The following is a 25,192-nucleotide window of genomic DNA, read 5'->3' as shown; positions in this document are numbered from 1 at the left end:
TCCAAACGATATTCCCGTCGGTATCCTGCCGCCGTATTGACCAGGCTGCGGTGCTCGATCATGACGCCTTTGGGTTGTCCTGTCGTTCCCGACGTATAGATTACGTAGGCCAGATCCTCTGGGCGGGCTTCGTAGAAATCATTCACGTCAGAACTTATCGGCACATTCAACCGTTCCTCGCTGTACGACGCTTCGTCGTCGAGATACAGCACCACACCCAGCGCAAGCTCCTCTTCGCCCAGCCAAGCTTCGGCTCGCTCTCGTAGTGGCGTTTGCGTTAATAGTACCTTCGCTCCGCTGTCTTCGAGCATGAACCGCACACGATCTGCCGGGTAATCCGGATCGAGCGGTACATACGCGCCGCCCGCTTTCCACACAGCCAATACGGCTACCAGCAAATCCACCGAACGTTCGGCAAGAATGCCGACGATGGATTCCCGGCCGATGCCCTTTGCACGCAGCGTAGCCGCCAAACGGTTTGCCCGCTCGTTTAGCTCCGCATACGTTAGACGGTCGTTTTCGTACACGACAGCCTCCGATTCAGGCGCACGATGCGCCTGTTCCTCAAACAGACGGTGGAACGCAAGCTCAGGAGCCGTTTCTGCTTCCGGTTGCGCCGGATTAAAGGCGCTGAGAATTTGCTCTTTTTCCGCCGCTGTCAGCAGTTCCAACTGACTCACACGAATGTTCGGATTAGCTGCAACCTGCTCCAGTGCCCGGGCAAAATGACCGTGGATCGACCTGATATCTTCTTCTCTGAAGGTTAGTGCGTTGTACGTAAACCGCAGCCAAATATGCTCTTCAGGAATGACAGTAATGTCTAAGTCGTAATTCGTTTGCTCCGGTGACTGGATATTGGCGATTTTCAATGCTTCTTTATCCCCGCCAACGACCTGCTCAATCTGTTCCTCCATCGGATAATTTTCAAAGACCATGATATGGTTGATCAAGTCGCGCTTTTGCTTACTCAGCGACTGAATTTCAAACAACGGATATGTCTCATAAGCCCCTGATGCCAATGCCTGATCCTGAGTTTTTCTCAAAATATTAGCTACCGTTTCGGATGCTTTGCTTTGAATACGAACCGGAATGGTATTAATAAATAAGCCGATCATACTTTCGATGCCTGGAATTTCAGCCGGACGCCCGGATACGACCGAACCGAATACCACATCCTCACTGTTGTTGTATATTTGCAGAACCAGTCCCCACACAGTCTGCATGAATGTATTAAGCGTCACCTGCTGCTGGCGTGCCACCCGTTCGATCTCCCCGGTCAGTTCCTTGCTGAGTTCCACATCCATTTCAGCCATCTCAAAAGCATGCTGTTTCAGCTGCGTTTTTTCCTGAGGCAGTCTGGTCTGCTCGTCGTAACCCGCCAAATACTCGGACCAGTAGTGTGAAGCTTTCGCAGCATCTTGAGTTTCCAGCCATTCAATATACCGGGAGTACGAAGTAACCGGCGGAAGCTCCGGTTTCCGATTCTCTTGAAACGCGAAGTAGGTGTCGAACACTTCCTTGATCATAAAGGACATACACCAGCCGTCCATCAAAATATGATGGTGACTCCAGATCACGTGGTAGGACTCGTCGCCTGTACGCAATACGGTAACTCGCATCAGTGAGCCTTGAGCCAAATCGAACTTGTTCGCTTTATCCGCGCTAACGAAATCAGCTATGGCCTTCTCCACGTCTTCACCGCTTACCGAGCGTATATCTTCAAAGTACACTTCACACTTACGCTCACGGAATACCACTTGAATCGGCTCGTCTCTCCAGCCCGAAATAAAGTTCGTTCGCAATGCCTCATTCCGTTGCACTAACGTATCCAATCCTTTAGCGAAAGCTTCGACATTCAAGCTTCCGTACAGATCGAAGGTCACCTGTTCGAAGTAAGCTTCCGAATCAGCATCCAGCAGGCTGTGGAACAACATCCCTTTTTGCAGCGGAGTCAGGGTATATACATTCTCCAGTTCTCCAATCGCCGCCGTCTGTTCAGCTAACTGATCCAGTTCCTCCACTGTCACATTTTGAAGCAGCACATCGCTAGGTGTAAGCTCTGGTCGCTCTTTCGAAACGCAATGAAGGATGACTTCGCGTAAACTCGATTGAAGCAAGGTGCCTAATTTCTCTATCGTTTCCTGCTTATACTGGGTCTCCCCGTAACGGATCGTGAGTTCCAGCATCCCTCCCGATACCATACCATTGATATCAAGGACAAAATCCATCACTGCATTCGGGCTTGAATCCGCGCCCGCGCTGAACGGAGAAGACTGCAAGCCGTTGCTTTCGACATCCTGGTCGAACTGACCCAAATAGTTAAAGCTGATCTCCGGTTCCAGAGCGAAGGGTTCGCCGTCACGCGGCACCGACAAATAACGCAGGATGCCATAACCGATTCCTTTGTTCGGAATCAGGCGCAAGCTTTCTTTCACCCGTTTTACCTGGTGGCCAAGGGCCTGAACATGACTAAGCTCCAGTACAACAGGGAATTGACTTGTAAACCAGCCTACTGTACGTGTAATGTCCACATCTGGCAAAAGTTCTTCCCGGCCGTGGCCTTCGAGATTCACCAGCACACGTTCCTGACCGCTCCAAGCTTGTACCGCAAGACCAAGCGCGGTCAGCAGCAGATCGTTCATTTCCGTATGGTATGCACGGTGTGCCTGCTTCAACAGCTGTTTCGTTTCCTCTGCTGACCAGCGAACAGTAACAAGCCCGCTGTCCTTCAGTTTCGGTCTGCCTTGTTCAAAATCTTTCGGAAGCGGCTCATAGGTCAATTGCTCGACTTGTTGCCAATACGTTCTTTCGCTATCTATTGCCGAGCTGTTGGCATAATCAGCAAGCTGTCTTGCCCACGTTTGGAATGAATCCGTTTTGAGCGGCAGACGAATTGGTTGCCCTTGCAACGCCTGCTCATAGCCAGTAGCCAAATCCTCAAGCAGAATTCGCCAGGATACACCGTCTACAACCAGATGATGAATCGCAATGAGCAGATGGTCGCCGTCGTCACAGCGGAACAAACCGAGTTTCACCAAGGGGCCGTTTTCCAGATCGATGCTCGCTTGAATGTCATTCGCCTTAGCCTCTACCGTTTCTTTCACGTCGCGGACTCCCTTGAGATCGACAACTTCCAGATCGAATAGCGCTTCATTCTCCAGGACGCCACGGTTCCAAGCCGTATAACCGTTCTCGCTTTGGCGGTAAACCGTGCGGAGAGCATCATGATGCACAACCAGCTGATGCATCGCTTGGCGTAAAACTTCTTCGTCAAAACCTTGCTTGGAAAATTGCATGAATGCCTGGTTGCTATGATGCACATCAGCCGGATTTTGTTCAAAGAACCAGCGCTGAATCGGGGTCAAAACAACCTCACCCGTCACTTCGGCCTGGCTAGCCGTTTTTTCCGCCGTTTGCAATCTTAAACTAAGGGCGGAAATGGTCGGGTAATGGAACAAATCTTTCATGACCAGCTTGTATCCCGTTTGCAAAAGACGGGACGATACCTGCAAAGCCTTGATCGAATCACCGCCGAGCGCAAAGAAATTGTCCTTTGTGCCGACCTGATCCACCCCAAGTACAGACTGCCAGACTAACGCAAGGGCTTGCTCGGCAGCAGTACAAGGTGCTGTGTATGCAACCTCGGCGCGAATACTTCCTTCCGGCACAGGTAACGCTTTGCGGTCTACCTTCCCGTTCGGCGTAAGCGGCATCTGATCCAGACGCATCATGCGCGCAGGCACCATATGGGAAGGCAGGGCTGTGTCCAGATGAGCCACCAGTCTTTCCAGATCGAAGCTTGAATCCGCTACGACATACGCGCACAAATATTTCTGCCCCCGCTCATCCGTCCGATCCATGACAATCGCTTGACGTACACCAGCCACATTATTCATGGCTGCTTCAATCTCACCAAGCTCGATCCGATAACCGCGAATTTTCACCTGGTTATCGATCCGACCGATGAAATCTACGTTGCCATCCGGCATCCAGCGTGCCAGGTCACCCGTCCGGTACAACCGCTCCCCAGCAGCGAACGGGCTATCTACGAATTTTTCCGCCGTCAAATCTGGACGGTTCAAATAACCGCGGGCCACACCCACACCGCCAATAACAAGCTCCCCGAGTACGCCGATCGGCACCGGCTTCAAGTTCGCATCCACGATATGGAACTTCGCATTCAGCCACGCCATCCCGATCGGCACACTACCCGTCTTTGGCAGTTTCTCCATCGGCTCATCATAGAAACTGGAGTCAATCGCTGCTTCCGTTACGCCATAGCTGTTAATAATACGGAACCGCGATCCGAAGCGCTCCTGCAAGGTGCGGTAATCTGCTACGCTACACGCGTCTGAACTTGTGATCAGCAACTTCATCGAGCTGACATCCAGCCCCTCGGTATACACATGTTCCATAAACGGTATGATTAACGCCGGGGTCGATTCAAACACCGTTATGGCATAGTCACGAATCCAGCCGTACAGCCGGGTTGGATCAATTCGGTCGTCCTTCGGTACAATAACCATCGTGCCGCCATTGTACAGCGTCCGTGCAATATCGCCAACGAATACGTCGAATGAAAAGCTGGCAAGCTGTAATAATCGAACCGGAAACTGATCTAGACGGTACTCTCGCCGGTAGCCGGACGCCGTGTTCACCAAACTACGGTGTTCCACTGCCACGCCCTTCGGTTGGCCGGTTGTACCTGAGGTGTAGATGACGTAAGCTAAATCACCCACCTTGTTCACATTTGCAGGATTGGATGCTGGATCTGCTGCTTGTGTGCTCTTCTCAGCTTCTGCTGTGGCAGAGGTTTCGGTAGCAGCCAATTCCACTTCCGCCTGCACCATAGACCTCTCCTCAGCGCCTGCTTCACCCCAAGCTTGTGTACCTACAGCCCCTTCTGTCCCTCCAAGTCCATATGTTGTCGCATCGTCAAGCGCAAGCACCGTTTGTAACACCAGATCTGCATCAGTACGCCAAACTTCCGCTTGCTCCAGCAGGCAAGTCTGCGTGAGCAGAACAGATGCACCGCTGTCCGCGAGCATATACTCGATCCGTTCCGCCGGGTAATCCGGGTCAAGCGGTACATAAGCGCCGCCTGCTTTCCATACGGCAAGCACCCCAATCAATAGCTCCGTGGAACGACCAGCCAGAATGCCAACCACCTGCTCAGGCTTCACTCCGTACGTCCGTAGTATATATGCCAAACGATTTGCTTTGGCATTCAGCTCCGCATACGTCAGCCTGCTGTCTTCGTAGACAACGGCCAGTGCTTCTGGCGTACGCTCCACCTGTTGCTCGAATAGCTCGTGGAACGTTCTCTCCCTCCAAGCTTCATCTGTTTCCAAGCCTGTACTCTCTTCGGCGGGTTGCTTAGCGAGAGCCTGAGACGACACGTCGAACCCAACCAGCAAATCATGTTTTTCGTTGTCCGTGAGAAAATCCAGATCTGCAATCCGCGCTCCCGGCTGAGCCAGGATCGACTCCAGAAGATGCTCGTAATGCCCTGCGAGCCGTACGATCGTTTCCGGTCTGAATAACGAGGTAGCATACTCAATCTTGCAAACCAGTTCTCTCCCCGCTTCTACAACATCCAAACTAAGATCAAACTTTGCAGTCTTTTCCTCGATATCAAACAGCGACCATTGCAAGCCTTCCATCGTTAAATCCAGACTCTCGTGCTTTTGTAAAGAAAACATCGTATCAAACAGCGGATTCCGGCTTAAATCCCGGTTCACCTGAAGTACTTCCACCAGTTCCTCAAACGGATAGTCCTGATGCTCATAGGCTCCAAGCGTCGTTTCCTTCACTTCCTGCAAGTATTCCATGAACGTCCGCTCTGCCGCTGGACCTAAACGAAGAGCCAGCGTGTTGACAAACATGCCGATAATCGGTTGTAGGTCGGCGTGTGAACGAGCGGCAATCGGCGTACCGACCACGATATCATCCTGTCCCGCATATTTATGAAGCAATACGGAGTATGCGGCCAGCAAAAGCATGTACAGCGTTGACCCCGAATCACCTGCAAGCCGTTTAAGGGCTTCACTTTTGGCTGTATCCAGTGTAAACGTGAGCGTTTGACCGTCAAACTGTTGAACAGCTGGGCGCGAGAAGTCGAGAGGTAGCTCAAGAACCGGAAGCTCGGAGCTAAATACCCCACGCCAGTATTCCTTCTGCCGCTCGATGCGCTGTCGCTGCTCTTCGGATTGTTGCCACACGGCATAATCTTTGTATTGAATTCGCATTTCCGGCAACTCATCCCCATTGTATAGCCGCACGAACTCTCGCAGTAGTACGTCCATAGAAAGGCCGTCAGAACCAATATGATGAATATCCAGTGCGAGCAGGAATTGCTTTTCTACAAGTTCAATCAGCAGAGCACGTAGCAAAGGCGGCGCGCTCAAATCAAAAGGCTGAATGAAGCCTTCAAGAATGGTTGCAATCTGATCTTCACTTGCTTGAAGCTTCTCTATTTTAAAAGCTATATGTGGATGGATACGTTGAACCGGCTCTCCATTTATGATTTCAAAACCGGTGCGCAGCATATCATGACGGGCCACCAAGGTATCCAGTGCTCGTTCTACTTTGGCCTCGTCCAAAAGACCTTCTAATCGCAAGGCGCTTGGGAGGTTGTAATTCAACTCCAAGCTATCCAGTTGGTTCAGGACATAAAGCCTTTTTTGCGCAGAAGAAACCGGATAGTATGCTTGTTCCTCTGCTTTTGGAATGGAGGTATGTTTCGTTTCTCCCAAACGGGCAATAGCCTCGGCCATCGACCCTACCGTCATATAGCGGAATACATCGCGTAACGGGAGTTCGACACTCATCTCTTTCCGAATTTTGCTGACAAGATTTGTTGCCCGCAAGGAGTGCCCTCCGAGCTCGAAGAAATTGTTCAGGACTCCAATGCCCGAATAGCCCAGCACTTCCTCCCAAATTTTCACGAGTTGAGCCTCCAATTGGTTACGCGGTGCTACGTATTCCACACCTGTGTCCATGCCACCTTGCGGCTCAGGCAGTGCTTTGCGATCGACTTTACCGTTGGACGTCAGCGGCATACGCTCCAGCTGCACGAAGTATGACGGGATCATATACCCCGGCATTTCCTGAGCCAGCGAAGTTCTCATTTCACTGATTGTCAGAGTCCGATCGGCCACAAAGTAAGCGACAAGCGCCTTTTCGCCTACGTTGTCCTCACGAGCTAGCACCACCGCCTCTTCCACGCCCTTTACATTTAGAAGCTGCGTCTCAATTTCGTCCAGCTCGATCCGGTAACCGCGGATTTTCACCTGATGGTCGATCCGGCCTAGATATTCAATGTTGCCATCCGGCAGCCAGGCGGCCAAGTCGCCCGAGCGATACAATTTCTCCCCCTCCGCAAAAGGGGAATCGACGAACTTCTCCGCTGTCAGATCCGGACGGTTCAGATATCCTCTGGCCAATCCTTCCCCGGCCACATACATTTCGCCTGCCACACCAATCGGCACAGGACGACGGTTTTCATCCAGAACGTACACGCTCAGCGTCGGGATCGGCTTACCGATATTACTCTTGGCTGCCTCTATCTCGACCCACGTAATTTCCTTATACGTTACATGAACCGTTGTCTCCGTAATACCATACATGTTGATCAGCTTCGTTTCAGGGTATTTCGTCTTGAAGCCCTTAAGCAGCAGCGGACTGAGCGCTTCTCCCCCAAAAATGACGTTGCGAATCCGCAGATCGTATGCATGATCCGCCAAGACCTCCCGCAACAGTTGATAAAAGTACGTTGGCGTCTGGTTCAGAATCGTGACTTGTTCGCGGCCTAACAGTGCCAGGAAATCGGCTGGATTTTTCGCTGTGAGCGGTGGTACAATGACCAGCTTACCTCCGTACAGTAGTGCTCCGTACATTTCCCAAACAGAGAAATCAAAGCAGAACGAATGAAACAACGTCCACGTATCAGACGGCCCAAAGTCGAACAGGTTTTTGTCGTTGAACAGGAGGCGCACAACGTTTTTATGCTCAATCAACGTTCCTTTCGGTTTACCCGTTGTTCCCGATGTGTAGATGACATAAGCCAGATTGCCTGGGCCAGATATCGGTTCCAAGTTCGAGATATCCAGCGCACTTCCCAAGTCCGCCTTGTCATCTCCCCAAACAAAATCATCCAATTCAAGCCGAGTTCCAGCGAAGTCCGTCTTCTCATGTAAATTATTTTGAATCAGCAATAACGGTGCGCCTGAATCCTCGATCATGAAACGGATACGCTCTTCCGGATAGTCGGGATCGACAGGCACGTAAGCTCCGCCCGCTTTGAGAATTGCCAGAATGCCGACGACCATATCAATCGAACGTTCGGCCAGAATGGCCACCAACTGATCTGCTTCGACTCCAGTTTCCCGCAGTTTTCGTGCGAGGCGGTTCGATTTTTCATTTAACTCGCGGTAGGTCAATTGCTTCTCATTCATGACAGCGGCCACGTTATTCGGGTAGAGCTCTGCCTGTTCTTCAAACAGTCCGTGAATGGTTTGCTGGCGTGGATAGTCCGCTTCCGAGTCGTTAAACCCGTGCATCAACTCGTGCACTTCTTCTTCCGTAAGCATCTCGAGTGATGCAATGTCTCCGTCCGGTGCTGCTACGATGGTTTCGAGCAACTTGCCATAATGTCTGGCGAACCGCTCCGCAGTTTCCTGTTTGTACAAAGCCGTAGCGTACTCCAACCGACATTCAAGCTGACCGTCCAACTCCGAAATATCTAGCAGCAGTTCGAACTTGGATGTTCTGTTTTCCAGCGGATAAAACGATTGTTCCAGCCCCTCGATGACAATGCGCTCGTTCTCCGTATTTTGCAGGGAGAAGAACGTATCAAAGAGCGGATTTCGGCCAGTCGCGCGCGCAATGTGCAGACTCTCCACCAAGTCTTCAAATAAATAATTTTGATTTTCAAAGGCCCCAAGTGTGATGTCCTTAACTTCATCAAGGTAGGAAAGGTACGGCTTGGAACGCTCTGGACGACTACGAATAGCCAGTGTGTTGATAAACATGCCCACGATGGGTTGCACTTCTTCTTGCGTCCTTCCGGCAATCGGTGTTCCTACGATGAGATCTTCCTGACCCGAATATTTATGCATAAGGATGGAGTACGCCGACAGTAGCACCATATACAGAGTCGTTCCCGTCCGTGCCGCAAGTTCTTTCAGCTTCTCCGTTCGTTCTTGTCCGATATAAAACTTTACAGTCCGGCCGTCAAAGCTCTGCACCGCAGGGCGCGGGTAATCCGTCGGCAGCTCCAAAACAGGCAATTCACCCGACAACTGTTCCAGCCAGTATTCCTTCTGCGGCTCAAGCATCTGCCCATAAGCTTCGGAATGTTGCCAAACAGCATAATCTTTGTATTGAATGTGTAGTGGTGCCAGCGTCTCACCGCGGTACAGACGACTGAACTCATCAAAAAGCAACGCAGTCGAAATACCATCGGAGACGATATGATGCATATCAAACAACAGAATGTGACGATCCTTGGCGACTTGGATCAGGCCGATTCGTAGAAGTGGCGGCTTAGTCAGATCAAACGGGCGATAATAATCCTCCACCACTTGATCTAATTCCTGCTCGCTCGTCTGGTAATAATCCACGGCAAACTGCACCTCATCATAGATGCGCTGCACAAGCTCGCCCTGAACCTGCTCGATCCCGGTACGCAGCGTCTCATGACGCTGAATCAGTGCCCGGAATGCTTGCTGGACACGCGTATGATCCAATGCCCCTTCAAGAAGAAGCGCCGCTGACATATTGTAGCTCCGCTCGGCTCCATCAAGCTGGCGCAGGATGTACAAACGCTTCTGTTCAGATGAAACCGGATAGTACTCTGCCTGGGTTGCCTTTGTGATCTCGTATGTCTCCTGCTTCTTTAAACTACCGATTCTCTGTGCCAACTGTTCAACCGTGGTATAGCGAAAAACGTCCCGTAGTGGCACCTCGACTTGCAGTTCCTTCCGAATCTTGGAAACCAGCGAGGAGGCCCGCAAGGAATGCCCTCCCAGTTCGAAGAAGTCATCTTGAACGCCAACTCGCGCAATACCCAGCACCTGTTGCCAAATGAGCGCAATCCTTGTTTCGAGCCATGTGCGAGGTGCTACATATTCATGTCCTGCTTCTACCTCTCCGGTCGGTTCAGGCAGGGCTTTACGGTCAATTTTACCGTTCGGCGTGAGTGGAAGCTTATCAAGTGATACCAATCGAGCCGGGATCATATGGACAGGTAGTTCCTCCTTCAATTGAGACAGCAGATCGCTTATCTGCAAGGAAGCATCGCCAGCCACGTAACCACACAAATACTTCTGCCCCTGCTCATCCGTACGGTCGATCACTACAGCCTGTTTAATGCCAGGATAACGTAGCAAAGCCGTTTCAATCTCCCCGAGTTCGATTCGGAACCCTCGAATTTTCACCTGATAGTCGATCCGGCCGATGAAGTCCACGTTTCCGTCTTCCAGCCAGCGGGCCAAGTCCCCTGTCCGGTACAGACGTTCGCCCGGCACAAACGGGCTCTCTACAAACTTCTCAGCGGTTAAGTCGGGACGGTTCCAATACCCGCGCGCTACCCCTGCACCACCAATGACAAGCTCACCCGGAACACCTATAGGCACTGGCTTTAATGCAGCATCAACAATATAAAATCTGGCGTTCAGCCAAGCTTTGCCGATTGGCACATGGCCCGACGGCGGCAGTTTGTCCAGCGGCTCGTCGTAAAAGCTGCTGTCAATCGCCGCTTCCGTCACGCCATAGCTGTTAATAATGCGGAATTGTCCGCCGAATCTTTCCTGTAACAAACGATAATCGTTGACACTGCAAGCATCCGAGCTGGTAATCAGCAACTGCATGGAGCTAACGTCCAGCTTTTCTTCATAGATATGTTGCATGAACGGCAGAATGAGCGCAGGCGTCGATTCAAATACCGTAATGTTTTGATCCCGAATCCAGCCGTATAAACGGTTGGGATCAATCCGGTCATCCTTCGGCACAATCACCATCGTACCCCCGTTGTACAACGTGCGTGCGATATCTCCGACGAATACGTCAAACGAGAAACTCGCCAGCTGCAGCAACCTTACCGGGAACTGATCCAGTTGGTACTCAAGGCGGTATGCATCCGCCGTATTTACGAGACTACCATGCTCAACCATGACACCTTTCGGACGTCCTGTCGTACCCGAGGTGTAAATCACATAGGCCAAGTCTTGCGGGGTACTCTCGGCAGAGTCTAATTCCATGCCACCCGCGTCCCCAATATAAATCTGCTCATCGTCCATGGCATAAACTGCTTGAAGCTTCAGCCTGTCATCAGCCAGCCAACCTCCGGCCCGCTCCAACAAGTGACGCTGTGTGAGCAACACCGATGCTTCGCTGTCGCTTAGCATATACTCGATTCGCTCCGTTGGATAATCAGGATCTAGCGGCACATAGGCTCCGCCCGCTTTCCAAACAGCGAGTACACCAACCAAAAGTTCGACCGAACGTTCCGCCCAGATCCCTGTAATGCTCTCCCTTCCCACGCCTTGTTCACGAAGGAGAGAAGCCAGCCGTTCGGCGCGCTCGTTCAATTCGCCATACGTCAGCTGTTGGTCCATATAGATGACTGCAGGATGATCCGGTATTTCCCTTGAAAACTTTTCAATATATCGGTGAAATGCTTCTGCCTCGCTAAGCTCTGCCACCGGCGGGTTAAAAACGTCCAATATGCGATGTCTCTCCTCATCACTGAGCAGAGAAAGTTCCCGTACCCGTAGTTCGGGAGTCTGAAGAAACTGATCCAGAACAGTTACATACTGTTCCATAATCCGATCAATCTCGGCCTTTTCGAACAAGCCATTACGGTAAGAAGCATGCAGAATGACATGTCCTTCATTCAGCATATGGTCGAAGCGTAAGAGCAAATCGTCCATCTCATGTCTGGCAAAATGAGCCTCCAGACGTACTTTGATTTCTTCGTATTCCTCAATTTTCAGAGGAAGATATTCCAGAGATGTGCGGAAAAGCTCCGAAAGATCGTTGCGCCCATGCTGCTCACGCAAATCCTGGATCAATTGGTTGTACGGATATTTCTGATACCGCAGATCAGCCGTATTTTCCTTGGAAACGGTCTGAATCAGGGACAGCAGGTGAGCGTCTGGATCAAGATGAATCCGTGTAGCCACGGTGCTGACGAACATGCCAATGGTTTCTTTTTCCTTTTTGCTGGTACGATTGGCGAAAACCGTGCCGACTGGCACATCGGTGCTGTCAGTCAGCTTATACAGCAGGGCATACATAGTAGACAGAAATAACGTATATAAGCTGACCTGATATTGTTCACTGAAGGCCAGAATGCGTTCATACCGGGAACCATCCAAAGTGATGGCGAGTTTATTGGACTCACTGCCAACGGAGAATGATGGCGCCGATTTAATGCCCGTCGTTTCAGGTAAAGTGCTGTACTTTGTCAGCCAATATTCTTTGCCTTTTTGATAACGTTGTGATTGCTCATACTCTTGCTCAGCAGAAATATAATCCAAATAGGAGGGAGCCTGATCATTACCTGAGATGTCTATATCTCTGCCTTTCTCATTCTCTTTGCCCTTTTCCTTACGTTTGTCTTTGCGCAGTTTCAGATATTTTTCCATCACGGCATGCAACAAAGCATTTACGGACAAACCGTCAGCAATGATATGATTTATCGTCAAATTAAGCCAAACCTGACCGTTCGCAAAATGAATAATTGTAAATTGATAAAGGTTTTCGTCAAACACGCTTACCGGTTTTTTGCTTACTTCGTTTACCCACGTATAAAATTGTTCAGTTGTATCTAATTCGAGGTGACTTATCCTGGCCTGCACATTCTCCAGTTCTTCAAACCACTGTGTTGGATGTTGTAAATCTCCACTAAGACGGATTCGGAAAGCATCATAAGTTTTGACGATTTCACCCGTCGCTTGCTCCAGAAGCGGTGTGTCAATCTCACCCGTAATTTGGTAAGTTGCGGAAAGCATCGTGATGGACGTACCCGGATTCATAATTTCCATAAACCATATTCGGCGCTGGGCTTGCGTTAATCCGTATTGCTTGTTGGTATTTTCTCTCACATCGACACACTCCCGTTTTAGAGATTGTTGGTAGATAAGCTAACCGTAAAGCCGGGCGTAATAACCTCCGAGCGCGAGCAGATCCTGATGGCGCCCCCGCTCAACGACTGTTCCTTGGTTCATAACCGTAATCGAATCCGCATGTTCCACGGTGCTGAGACGGTGCGCGATCAGAATAGTCGTACGCCCCTTCATCAATACGTTCAGGGCCTGCTGTACCCAATGCTGGGATTCGTTATCCAGTGCAGAGGTTGCTTCGTCCAGCAGGAGAATCGGTGCATTCTTAAGAATCGCTCGAGCAATCGCAATGCGCTGTCTTTGTCCGCCTGACAACGATGCTCCCCTCTCTCCCACCGACGTTTGATACTGCTCAGGAAGTTCCTGAATAAAGTGATGAGCGTATGCCGCTTTGGCAGCTTCCACAACTTCTTCATCCGTGGCTTCCGGCTTGCCATAGCGAATATTTTCCTCGATTGTGCCTGCAAACAAGAACGGTTCCTGCGGAACGTAAGCAATCTGCTTGCGGATTTCATCCAGCGTGTAATGGCCAAACGCTTTGCCTTGGAGCAGGATTTCTCCACTGTCCACCGGATAAAAACCGAGCAACAGTTTGATCAGCGTACTTTTGCCGCTGCCGCTGGCCCCCACAATCGCAGCAATCTGGCCGGGAAACACCTTCATGGACATGCCTTCAAGCACCTTTGTACCCATCTGATAGGAAAATTCCACATCGCGAAACTCCACCGCAGCATCCGAAAAATGTTTGCTGTCTGGAGATCCTAGTCGCTCCGGTTCCTCTTCCTCTGCAAGTACCTCTTGAATCCGATGAGCCCCCGCGAGTGAATTCTGGGTCATAGACAGAACCATCCCCAGGTTCAATAAGGCGTGTGTCAGATTCACTTGCAAAACCGCCAGGGCAGCAACACTCCCCATTCCCATCAGTCCGTAGGCATAAAGAAGACTACCGATGACGATAATGCCACAGAACGTGACGTAACTAATAAAATGATTCACCGCAGCCTGCATCCCGTTCTTCTGCGCAGTTTGCCGTAGCGTCTGAGTCATCTGTTCATTCAACGCCTCATACTGGCTATAAATCGAACGGATGCGAAACAGTTTCACCATTTGAATGCCGCCCATGAAATCTTTGAATTTTTCGGTCATTTTACCGAGCGTTTGCAATCCTTGTTCGGACAAGGCACGAATATCTCGGGCAAATTTCAGGCTGACCGCGGAGGACAATAGCAGAATGACGAAAGATACGCCAGCAAACCGCCAATCGATCAATACCATGGAAACAATAGAGCCGATGCAAAAAACAACTTGTAACAACAGAACGAAGTAAACCTGTGAAAATGTAAACTCAACTGTCGTTACGTCGTTGTTCACCCGTGACAACAAGTCCCCATGGTGCGTCTGCTCCAGAAATCTCGGACGGACCCGGCACAGCTTGCCATAAAGACGCTCGCGGATGTTCAGTACAGTCAGCTCAACACTCCGCTGGTACAAGTAAATGAACCAGGGCGAAATGATATTTTCCAGAAACAGCGCCGTGCCCAAAATGATAAAAGCATTCACCATCAGGGACGTATCTCGGGACACGGCGAAATCAACCAAGTTATGTACGACCAAACTGAAGGCGATCAGAAACAATGTTTGGGTGAGTGCCGTTACAGCTAGGCCGGTGGCGTACTGAGTTTTTTGCTTGCGGTTCATAAATGTCAGCAAATAGCCAAGTTCTTTAACTTGCGAGAGCCATCCGCCCTTTTTCATGTGTGCGCCACCTCCCTGCGTTCGGCGGCCTCGGTAAACTCCTGATAGTAAGACTGGGCGTAAAGCCCATTCATCCCCAGCAGTTGTTCATGAGTGCCCTTTTCCACAATATTTCCCTGTTCCATGACCCAAATCTCGTCGACACTTTGTACCGTAGAAAGTCGGTGAGCAATAACCATCGTTGTTCTCTGTTTCATCAATACACCCAGAGCTTTCTGAACCGCACTTTCCGACTCTGGATCAAGGGCCGACGTAGGCTCGTCCAACAACAGCACGGGAGCATCCTTTAAAAAAGCCCGAGCCATGGCGATACGCTGACGCTGCCCGCCGGACAAAAATCCGCCGCGCTCTCCGACATACGTCTGGTATCCATCAGAGAGCTTCATAATGAAGGAATGCGCCTGAGCAACTTTGGCAGCTTCAATAATCGCATCCATCGATGCTCCTTCTTGCCCGTAGCCAATATTTTCGGCAATCGTACCGCTAAACAAATACGAATCCTGAGTGACCACGGAAAAATGTGACCGCAGTTGCTCCGGGTCAGCACCATCAATCCGGGTGCCAAACACGCGGATTTCACCTTCGCTTTTCTCCGGTAGCGGATAAAAGCCGCAAACCAGCTTAAACACCGTACTCTTTCCTCCGCCGCTCGCTCCGACAAGAGCAATCGTCTTGCCTTCCGGTACCGAGAAGCTCACATTCCGCAGGATCGGAGAGTGATCTTCATATCCAAAGGTTACGTTCTTAAATTCAATAGGCGTTGCGTTCGCTTTCGGAATTAAATGGCCATTTTCTGTCTCAGTTGGCTGCTCAACGATATCGGAAACCCTTCTTAAGGCACCGGCCATTTCGAACGTACGCGTGATAAGCTCGGGAATATGTTCCAGCGGTTCCAGACACAGATTCAGCAAGTATAAGAAGGCAACGAGTTCTCCCGCGCCTAACTGTCCTTGATAGATCAAATAACTTCCGTAACTGACTGCAAAAATGATCGGACTGATCATCAGTGTAGAAAGCAACGGGTTGACCCAGGCTTCCCGCTTTTTCACGGCCAGTTTTTTTTGAGCTGTCAATTGCAGCAACACTTGGTAGGATCGAGATAACATCCCGGATAACAGGTAGCTTTTTACAATAGGCATCCCCCCGAGCGTATCCTGGAGGTTCACGTTCATTAGGCCCATATTGGTCTGGGCTTCCTCCGTCAACCGCTCCAATTGCTTGCCAATCCATTGAGAAACCAGCAACGCTACCGGAAATAACAGCAGACTGTACAGCATCAGCTCCCATTGGAGGTAGATCAAATATGCAAAACAGCCAATAAACAATAGCGGATGATAAAACCACTGGGCAAAATCCCGAATCATAAACTGCTGGATGAGCTGCAGATCATTGTTGATTCGTGACAGCATGTCACCGGAGTGCTGCTTTTCCAAATCGGAGACCCGAAGTTTGCCAATATGACGCATGACATCGTTACGGACATCTTGAACCGCAGAGGCACTGCTTCGCTCCACGCCAAAACTCATGAAAAATTTGGCCGGTACACCGATCAGAATGACCACAAAGACGGCATACACGATCTGCAGTACGATTGGCCCTGCCCCTTTCTCGGCCTGCGTGGTCAGTTGCTCAATCAGACTTCCCGTCCATATCTCAATGACGGCCGCAGCAATTGCGGACAATATACCGACGATCATCCAGCCCTTGTGACGGCTTACATAGGACATCAGCCAGCGGAATGCTTTCCATGTGGCGTAAACGGTTTGGCGCTTGGAAGCTTCCTCTGTGACTTGTTCTCGAACAAATGGCTGCTGGTCAGCTTCCATGCAGTACTCCAGTCTCTGCCTCGATCTGCTGCTTAACTTGCTCTAAAATATCCCGGATGACGACGGCTGTTTCGTCCACACGCGCAAGCTCTAATAATTCTTCATGCGCGCCTTCCAAGCGATAATCGGTATAAACTTGCCTTGTTGCCCGTCGCCAGGACGGCAATTGATGTTCCAGACGAAACGCCTCGCTGTCCTGCGCAATCAGTTCATAAATTCGGGCCCGGATCGTTCCAGAATTAATAAGCTGGGCCTCATACATCAAGGTCGCTTTGACCTTCCGATGAACCCTCTCCCGTACGAGTGAGTTACTCATTAACTCCTTCTCTTCTTCGTCAAAATCGGCAAGCATTTCTTCAAGCTCTTTCTCCGACGTTTCAGCAGGCGTCAGCGTTTCCTTAATCCACGAGTCCACCATAAGCACATCCGTTACGACATGCCCTCTTTTCTCCATCACTTTAGCTACTTCAAACGTCAGGTTGCCTCCAAAGCAATAACCCAGTAACACGTAAGGCCCATCTGGCTGGATGCGAACAATCTCGTCCACATAGCGGTTCAGCATGGAGTCGTAATCGGTGGCATCATCGATAAAATCAATGCCGTAGAGTATGAATCGGCCATCGAGCCTACTTGCGAGTTCTCGGTAACCTATGCCGAAGCCGCTACCAGGAGGGAAGCAGAACACGTTAAGATCACCTGTTTTATTCAACTTGATGAAAGAGTCTCCTCCTTGATCCAGCCCCAGGTCTCCCTCTCCAAAAGCCATGGCTTCAACGGTGACATGATGGAATTGGCGGTTCAGCGGGATCTCAATACCTGTTTCATCGTAAACAGCCTGTACGAGCCTCATGATACTTAACGAATTACCACCGAGCTCAAAAAAGTTATCCTTTACTCCGACCTGCGGAACGCCAAGCGTATCTTGCCACACACGGGCGATTTTCATCTCAAGCAGCGTTCTCGGCGCGACATACTCGGCTTCGCTGGCCGCGTTTTCCCCCGGCGCAGGCAACGCTTTGCGATCGATTTTACCGTTCGAGGTCAGCGGCATCTGCGAAAGCTGTATGAAGTGCGAAGGAATCATATACCCCGGAAGATGCTTGGAGAGTTCCTCCTTGAGTTCATGCGCCGAAAGTCTTGTTTCTGCGACGTAATAAGCAACAAGAAGCTTATTACCGTTCGCATCTTCGCGATCAAGCACCTTGGCTTCCTGCACAGCTTCAATCTTCAGAATCTGGTTCTCGATCTCATCCAACTCGATCCGGTACCCACGAATTTTCACCTGATGATCGATCCGGCCCAGATATTCGATATTGCCGTCCGGCAACCAAGTTGCCAAATCGCCCGTGCGGTACAGTTTCTCCCCCTTCACAAACGGGGAATCGACGAACTTTTCCTCTGTTAGGTCCGGACGGTTCAGATATCCTCTCGCAAGGCCTTCCCCAGCCACGAACATTTCGCCCGCTACACCAATTGGAACGGGTTGGCGGTTTTCATCCAGGACATACACACGAAGTGTAGGAATAGGCTTGCCGATATTACTCTTCGCCGCCTCTATTTCGGTCCACGTAATTTCCTTATATGTCACATGAACGGTCGTTTCCGTAATGCCGTACATGTTGATCAGCTTTGTCTCCGGGTACTTCGTCTTGTAACCCTTGAGTAACAACGGACTGAGCGCTTCTCCTCCGAAGATAGCGTTACGAATCCGTAGATGATATGGATGATCGACCAAGACCTTACGGAGCAACTGGTAAAAATATGTTGGCGTCTGATTAAGAATCGTGACTTGTTCGCGGCTCAGCAGCGCCAGAAAATCAGCGGGACTTTTCGCCGTAAGCGGTGGTACGATGACCAGCTTCCCTCCATTCAGTAGCGCTCCGTACATTTCCCAAACAGAAAAATCAAAGCAGAAGGAATGGAACAGTGTCCATGTGTCGGATGGCCCAAAGTCGAACAGGTTCTTGTCGTTAAACAGGAGGCGTACGACGTTTTTATGCTCAATTAGCGTTCCTTTAGGTTTACCCGTCGTTCCTGACGTATAGATAACATAGGCCAAGTTTCCCGATTCAGAAATCGGTTCTAAGTTCGAAGAGTCCGGTGCACCTTCGGAGCCGAGCCCACTGTCTTCCCAAACAAAATGATCTAATTCAAGCCGAGTTCCTGCGAAGTCAGTCTTTTCATGCAAATGCTTTTGAATAAGTAATAATGGTGCACCTGAATCTTCAATCATGAAGCGGATACGCTCCTCTGGATAATCGGGATCAATAGGCACGTAAGCCCCGCCGGCTTTGAGAATTGCTAGAATGCCAACAACCATATCAATCGAGCGTTCAGCTAGAATCGCGACCAGTTGATCGGCTTCGACTCCTGTCTCGCGCAGCTTCCGCGCAAGGCGGTTGGATCGCTCGTTCAATTCGCAGTAAGTTAACTGCTCTTCATTCATGACAACGGCTACGTTACCCGGATAAAAAGCTGCCCGTTCTTCAAACAAGCCGTGAATGGTTTGCCCACGATCAAATCCGGTTCCTGTGTCATTAAATTGATTCAGGAGCATTTCCCTCTCATCTGGAGATAGTACATCGGCTTGTCCAAGCTCCAGATCCGGCTGAAATAAAAGTAAGGACAGTAGCCGAACTAGATGGTCGGCTGCTTGTTCCACAAACGCATGCTCATACCGTTGCCCGTCATAGCTTATCTCCAACTCGAGAGAACTTTCTTCGCGGTCGAAGCGAAAAATCATATCGTTCGCCATCCGGTTGCCCAGCGTTTCAGGATGAATCGGGGCGAAGGAGACCACAGTGTTAATGACTGGAAAGCCATCCTTCGTATAACCCAGACGGAGCGGCTCCACCATTTTTCGGAAAGGCAGGTGCTGATGCTCCAGCGCCTCGCTGATAGAGGTTTTGATTCCCCCGAGCAGCGTTTTAAGCGTAGTCTGATGGCTTACAGCCGTTTTGATGAACAGGATTTCATGCGGCGGCGTCCCATCCGGTTCTGCTTGATAAGAAGGCATACCGACCAGCACCTGATCCTGCCCCGTATATTTGAACAGCAGACTTTTTACTCCTGCCAAAACAACCATGTATATCGCCAAATCGGAACCACTCGCTAGGCCAATGATTCTCTCCGAGAGTTCGATTGGCAGAGTGCGGTGAAGCAAGCCTGGCTTGACCTCGGCTTCCCCACTTGCAGATAACTTGGAGGGTTGACTGTAAGGAAGGAAGCTCAGACTGTCACTGGCATCAAACTTAAGGTTCCAGTACTGTTCTTCCTTTTCAAATAAAGATTTCATGGGTACCTCCCCTAAAATGAAGTGACCGCATGCCCTGCACAGATCCAAAACGTTTATTTTCGGATCTGTGCATCTATGGGCTTGCATGTTGTTCGCCATCTTACTTGGGATATGTGCAGATTTCACTAGACATCAAAGGCATGATTGCAGATTTAAAACGCAAATTCGATTGAATCAACCGCATTCTTTCCGTCTGTCTCTGGTTTATGACATTCAATCCGGTTTAGCTCAAGCTGTGGATTTTCTACGATTTGAGACAGCACCCGCAGGTAATCGTCGGTCAAGGTGCGAATCATCGTCTCTTTGAACAGCTTCGTGGCATAGAAGAAGCCTCCGCTCAGCGAGCCGTTGTTTTCATACATAAACAGGGTTAGATCAAACTTGGCTTCTTCCAACTGGTCGAGTTCATAACTTTTCAGGTTGACCCCTTCCAGTTCGACGTCTTGTTCTTCGATATTTTGCAAGTCGAAAACAGCATCGAATAACGGGAAGCGGCCCGGTTCCCGCTTCACATTCAAACGCTCTACGAGCTCTTCGAACGGATAATCCTGGTTCTCAAAAGCACCCAAAGCGGTCTCCTTCACTTCTTCAAGGTAGGACAAAAATGTTTTGTCCCCCGACGGACGATTACGGAGCGCCAACGTATTGACAAACATCCCGATGACCGGCTCCAAATCGGCATTCGTTCTTCCCGCCACCGGGGTACCCACGATGATATCCTCTTGCCCGCTATACTTGGACAGCAACAAGGTATACGCCGCGAGCAGCACCATGTACAGCGTGCTTTCTTGCTGGGCCGCCAATTGACGTAGCCGCTCAGAGAGAGTAGCGTCAACATCGAATTCCAGATGCATGCCTTCGTAATCGCGAATCGCAGACCGTTCATAGTCCAGCGGTAAATCGGCCCTCGGCAGTTCGCCTTCAAAGGTTTTCAGCCAGTACGCTTCCTGCCGTCCGATCCGGTCTTGGTAATCCTTAGACTGTTGCCAAACGGCATAATCCTTGTATTGAATCCGCAATGGAGGCAGTTCTTCACCAGCATAAACACTTGAGAACTCATCCATCACAATCGTCATCGATACACCGTCGGACACAATATGATGCATATCGAAAAGGAGAATATGCAGGTCCCGCTCCAGTTCTATGACCCCGACGCGTAGAAGCGGCGCCTTGCCAAGGTCGAACGGACGAACGAAGCTGCGGATGGTCTGCTCGATTTGAGCCACATCCTCTGGATCTGCTTGATGGTGTTCGATAGCAAAATCAACCTGCTGGTAAATACGCTGAACTGCTTCACCCTTCACAACTTCAAAACTTGTGCGCAGTGATTCATGGCGTGTTATCAATTTGCGCACGGCACCTTCAAAACGTTCTAAATCAAACTCACCTTCCAACTGCACCAGTTCCGGCATGTTATAAAGCTGATCTGCCCCATCCAGCGTGTGCTGAATGAACAATCGCTTCTGCGCAGAGGAGAGAGGGTAGTAATCTCTTAAATCCGCTTGAGGAATGGCCTCATGCTCCCGTCTCTCCATCCGGGCGACTACCTCGGCCATCGATGCAATAGTCGAGTGGCGGAATACGTCGCGCAGCGGCAGATTAACATTTAATTTCTTAAATACCTTGCCCGCCAATGACGTTGCCCGTAGAGAGTGACCACCAATGTCAAAGAAGTTCTCGTACACGCCGATCTCCTTCGTAAGCCCCAGCACCTCCTGCCAAATCGAGGCCAACTTTATTTCCAGTTCATTGCGCGGTGCAACATACTCCGTTCCGCTTCCTGCCTCCCCTTCCGGCGCTGGCAACGCCTTCCGGTCAATCTTGCCGTTTGGCGTCAGAGGAAGACGCTCCATCCTCACGAAGTACGATGGAATCATATACCCCGGCAACTCCTGTGCCAACGCTCCGCGCAGATCGTTTACTGCCAGATCTGTTCCTGTATCCGGTGTGTAATATGCACATAGCACTTTCTGCCCGTTTGCGTCATTTCGAACCAGCACGACTGCTTCGCGAACATTTTCCACCTGTAGTAGGTGTGACTCAATCTCTCCTGTTTCGATCCGGTACCCCCGGATTTTGGCCTGGTTGTCCATCCGACCGATGAAGTCCACGTTGCCGTCTTTCGTCCATCGCGCCAAGTCGCCCGTGCGATACAACCGCTCACCCGCGGCGAACGGGCTGTCTACGAACTTCTCTTCCGTCAGCTCTGGACGATTCAAGTATCCACGCGCAACCCCAATTCCGCCGATAACGAGTTCGCCCAGCACACCTACAGGCACAGGATTCAGATGGGCATCCACAATGTAGAACTTCGCATTTAACCACGCTTTGCCGATAGGCACATGCCCTGTCTGTGGCAGCATTTCCAGTGGCTCGTCGTAGAAGCTGGAGTCAATCGCCGCTTCCGTCACCCCATAAGCGTTGATGATTCGGAACACTGATCCGAAGTGCTCCTGCAAGGTACGATAATCGGCGACGCTACAACTGTCCGAACTGGTGATGAGTAGCTCCATGTGGCTCATATCCAGCCCTTGCTCATGCACATAGTCCATAAACGGCACAATGAGCGCTGGCGTCGACTCAAAAATAGTCACCTGCTCCTGCTCGATCCAGTGGTGCAAACGAGACGGATCGATCCGGTCATCCTTCGGCACAATGACCATCGTGCCTCCGTTGTACAGCGTGCGTGCGATATCGCCCACGAACACGTCAAACGAGAAGCTGGCCAGCTGCAATAGCCGCACCGGGAACTGATCCAACCGATATTCCCGTCGGTAGCCTGCCGCCGTATTGACCAGGCTGCGGTGCTCGATCATGACGCCTTTGGGTTGTCCTGTCGTTCCCGACGTGTAGATCACGTAGGCCAGATCCTCTGGGCGGGCTTCGTGGAAATCATCCATGCCAGAACTCATCGGTGCATTGGCCCGATCCTTGCTGTAGGTTGCTTCGTCATCGAGATACAGCACCACACCCAGCGCAAGCTCCTCTTCGCCCAGCCAAGCTTCGGCTCGCTCTCGTAGTGGCGTTTGCGTTAATAGTACCTTCGCTCCGCTGTCTTCGAGCATGAACCGCACGCGATCTGCCGGGTAATCCGGATCGAGCGGTACATACGCGCCGCCTGCTTTCCACACAGCCATCACGGCTACAAGCAATTCCACCGAACGTTCGGCAAAAATGCCAACGATGGATTCCCGGCCGATGCCGCTTGCGCGCAATGTAGATGCCAAACGATTCGCCCGCTCATTCAGCTCCGCATACGTTAGGCGGTCATTCTCGTACACAACCGCCTCCGATTCAGGTGCGCGCTGCACCTGTTCTTCAAACAGACGGTGGAACGCAGCCGCAAGAGTAACTTCCACTTCTAGTTGCGCCGGGTTAAATGAGTCGAGCATTTCTTTTTCCTCAGTCCTTAACAAGCTCAGCTCAGCAATCTTCGCATCCGGACGGCTTACAATCGTGACGAGCAACTGCTCGTAATGTTTGGCCAGCCGTTCGATCGTCTCCCTTTTATAAAGAGCCGTCGCATATTCGAAGCTGTAATCCAAGCCGCCGTTCTCCTCACCCACATCCAAGCTAATATCAAACTTTGCGGTATCCATTGCGCTCGGATAAGATGTCAAGCGGAGCCCTTCTAACTCGAATTCATCGTTCTCCGTATTCTGCATCGTAAACAACGTGTCAAAAAGGGGATTACGGCTTAAATCACGGTCGACTTGCACCTTGTCCACCAATTCTTCGAACGGATAGTTTTGATGCTCGAAAGCATGAAGGGTCGTTTCTTTAATTTCGTTCAGGTATGACAGGAATGTCTTCTCCGAAGACGGATAACTGCGAATCGCCAGTGTATTTAAGAAAATCCCGATTAACGGTTGCACATCTCCATGATTCCTTCCGGCAATTGGCGTACCAACAACCATATCTTCCTGACCTGAATATTTGTGCAGAAGCACGTTATACGCAGCAAGTAACACCATAAACAGTGTCGTGCCCGTCTCTGAAGCCAACTGCTTCAGGGCATCCGTTTTCGAAGCTTCTAAGAAAAAATCCAGTGTGTGACCCTCATAGCTCTGTACAGCTGGACGCGGATAATCAGTTGGCATTTCCAGCACCGGAATTTCCCCTTGGAACATGTTCAGCCAGTATGCTTCCTGATGCTGATGCCGTTCCTTCTGCTCCTGCGAATGTAGCCAAACGGAATAATCTTTGTACTGAATACGTAAAGGCTCCAGTTGTTCTCCACCATACAAGCGGACGAATTCTTCAACAAAGATTTCCATCGAAACACCGTCAGAAATAATATGATGCATATCGTACATTAGAATATGGCGTTCCGGAGTAAGCTGGACAAGGCCCACTCTCAGCAACGGAGGTTTCCCCAAGTCAAACGGACGGACAAAACGACGAACGATCTCTTCGACCTCTTGCTCATCCGCCGAGTAGAACTCCACGGAAAAATCCAAGTCCTGGTAAATCCGTTGTGACGCTTCGCCATCCACCATCTCGAACCCGGTGCGCAACATTTCATGCCTCTCCACAAGCTTATGGAATGCGTCTTCGAACCTTGCACGATCCAAAGCACCCTCTAGCACCATGGCTTCTGGCATGTTGTAACTAAGCTCCGCACCTTCCAGTTGATTCAAGATAAAGAGGCGTTTTTGAGCAAAAGATTGTGGGTACACCTCACGTTTATCCGCCAGTGGAATGGCAACGAATTTCTGCTCATCTAGCCGGGAAATAGCAACCGCCATGTTCTCGATCATAGAATGACGAAACACCTCTCGCAGTGGCAGATCCACGTTCAGCTCTTTATGAATCTTGCTGACCAATGTCGTTGCCCGCAGGGAGTGACCACCGATGTCGAAGAAGTTCTCGTACACGCCGATCTCCTTCGTAAGTCCCAGCACCTCCTGCCATATCGAGGCCAATTTTCTTTCTAGCTCATTGCGTGGTGCAACATACTCCGTTCCGCTTCTTGCCTCCCCTTCCGGCGCTGGCAGCGCCTTCCGGTCTATCTTTCCGTTCGGCGTCAGTGGCAGACGCTCCATCTCCACGAAGTACGACGGAATCATGTATCCTGGTAAGTCCTGTGCCAACGCGCCGCGCAGATCATTCACTGCCAGTTCCGTTCCTGTATCCGGTGTGTAATATGCACATAACACTTTCTGCCCGTTTGTATCATTTCGAACCAG

Annotated in this window: 4 protein-coding genes and 2 pseudogenes; all 6 read right to left on the bottom strand. The window is 50.6% G+C overall.

The annotated features are described in order from the left end of the window. Nucleotides 1-11,744, bottom strand: a pseudogene (locus ABIE27_RS30970) (amino acid adenylation domain-containing protein); the annotation flags it as partial. A 42-nt stretch (nt 11,745-11,786) separates the two neighbouring features. Further along, nucleotides 11,787-13,040: pseudogene (locus ABIE27_RS30965) on the bottom strand (condensation domain-containing protein); the annotation flags it as partial. A 108-nt stretch (nt 13,041-13,148) separates the two neighbouring features. Then, a complete protein-coding gene (locus ABIE27_RS30960) occupies nt 13,149-14,882 on the bottom strand; it encodes an ABC transporter ATP-binding protein (protein WP_123067430.1) in 1,734 nt (577 codons plus the stop codon). Next, nucleotides 14,879-16,708 carry an ABC transporter ATP-binding protein gene (locus ABIE27_RS30955; RefSeq protein ID WP_429352221.1) on the bottom strand — a complete coding sequence of 610 codons (1,830 nt, stop codon included), beginning with the start codon at nt 16,706-16,708 and terminating at the stop codon, nt 14,879-14,881. The genes ABIE27_RS30960 and ABIE27_RS30955 overlap by 4 nt, the downstream gene beginning before the upstream one ends. Then, nucleotides 16,698-20,003, bottom strand: coding sequence for a non-ribosomal peptide synthetase (locus ABIE27_RS30950; protein ID WP_123067432.1), 3,306 nt, complete (start codon nt 20,001-20,003; stop codon nt 16,698-16,700). The genes ABIE27_RS30955 and ABIE27_RS30950 overlap by 11 nt, the downstream gene beginning before the upstream one ends. Before the next feature lie 152 nt (nt 20,004-20,155). Then, nucleotides 20,156-25,192, bottom strand: a 5,037-nt coding sequence (locus tag ABIE27_RS30945) for an amino acid adenylation domain-containing protein (RefSeq protein ID WP_429352220.1), incomplete at its 5' end; no start/stop codon positions are given.

It is taken from the genome of Paenibacillus sp. 4624 (assembly GCF_050435065.1).
Lineage (GTDB): Bacteria > Bacillota > Bacilli > Paenibacillales > Paenibacillaceae > Paenibacillus > Paenibacillus amylolyticus_D.
Note: the sequence above shows the minus strand (reverse complement) of the source record. Positions and strands in the feature narration are given on the sequence as shown.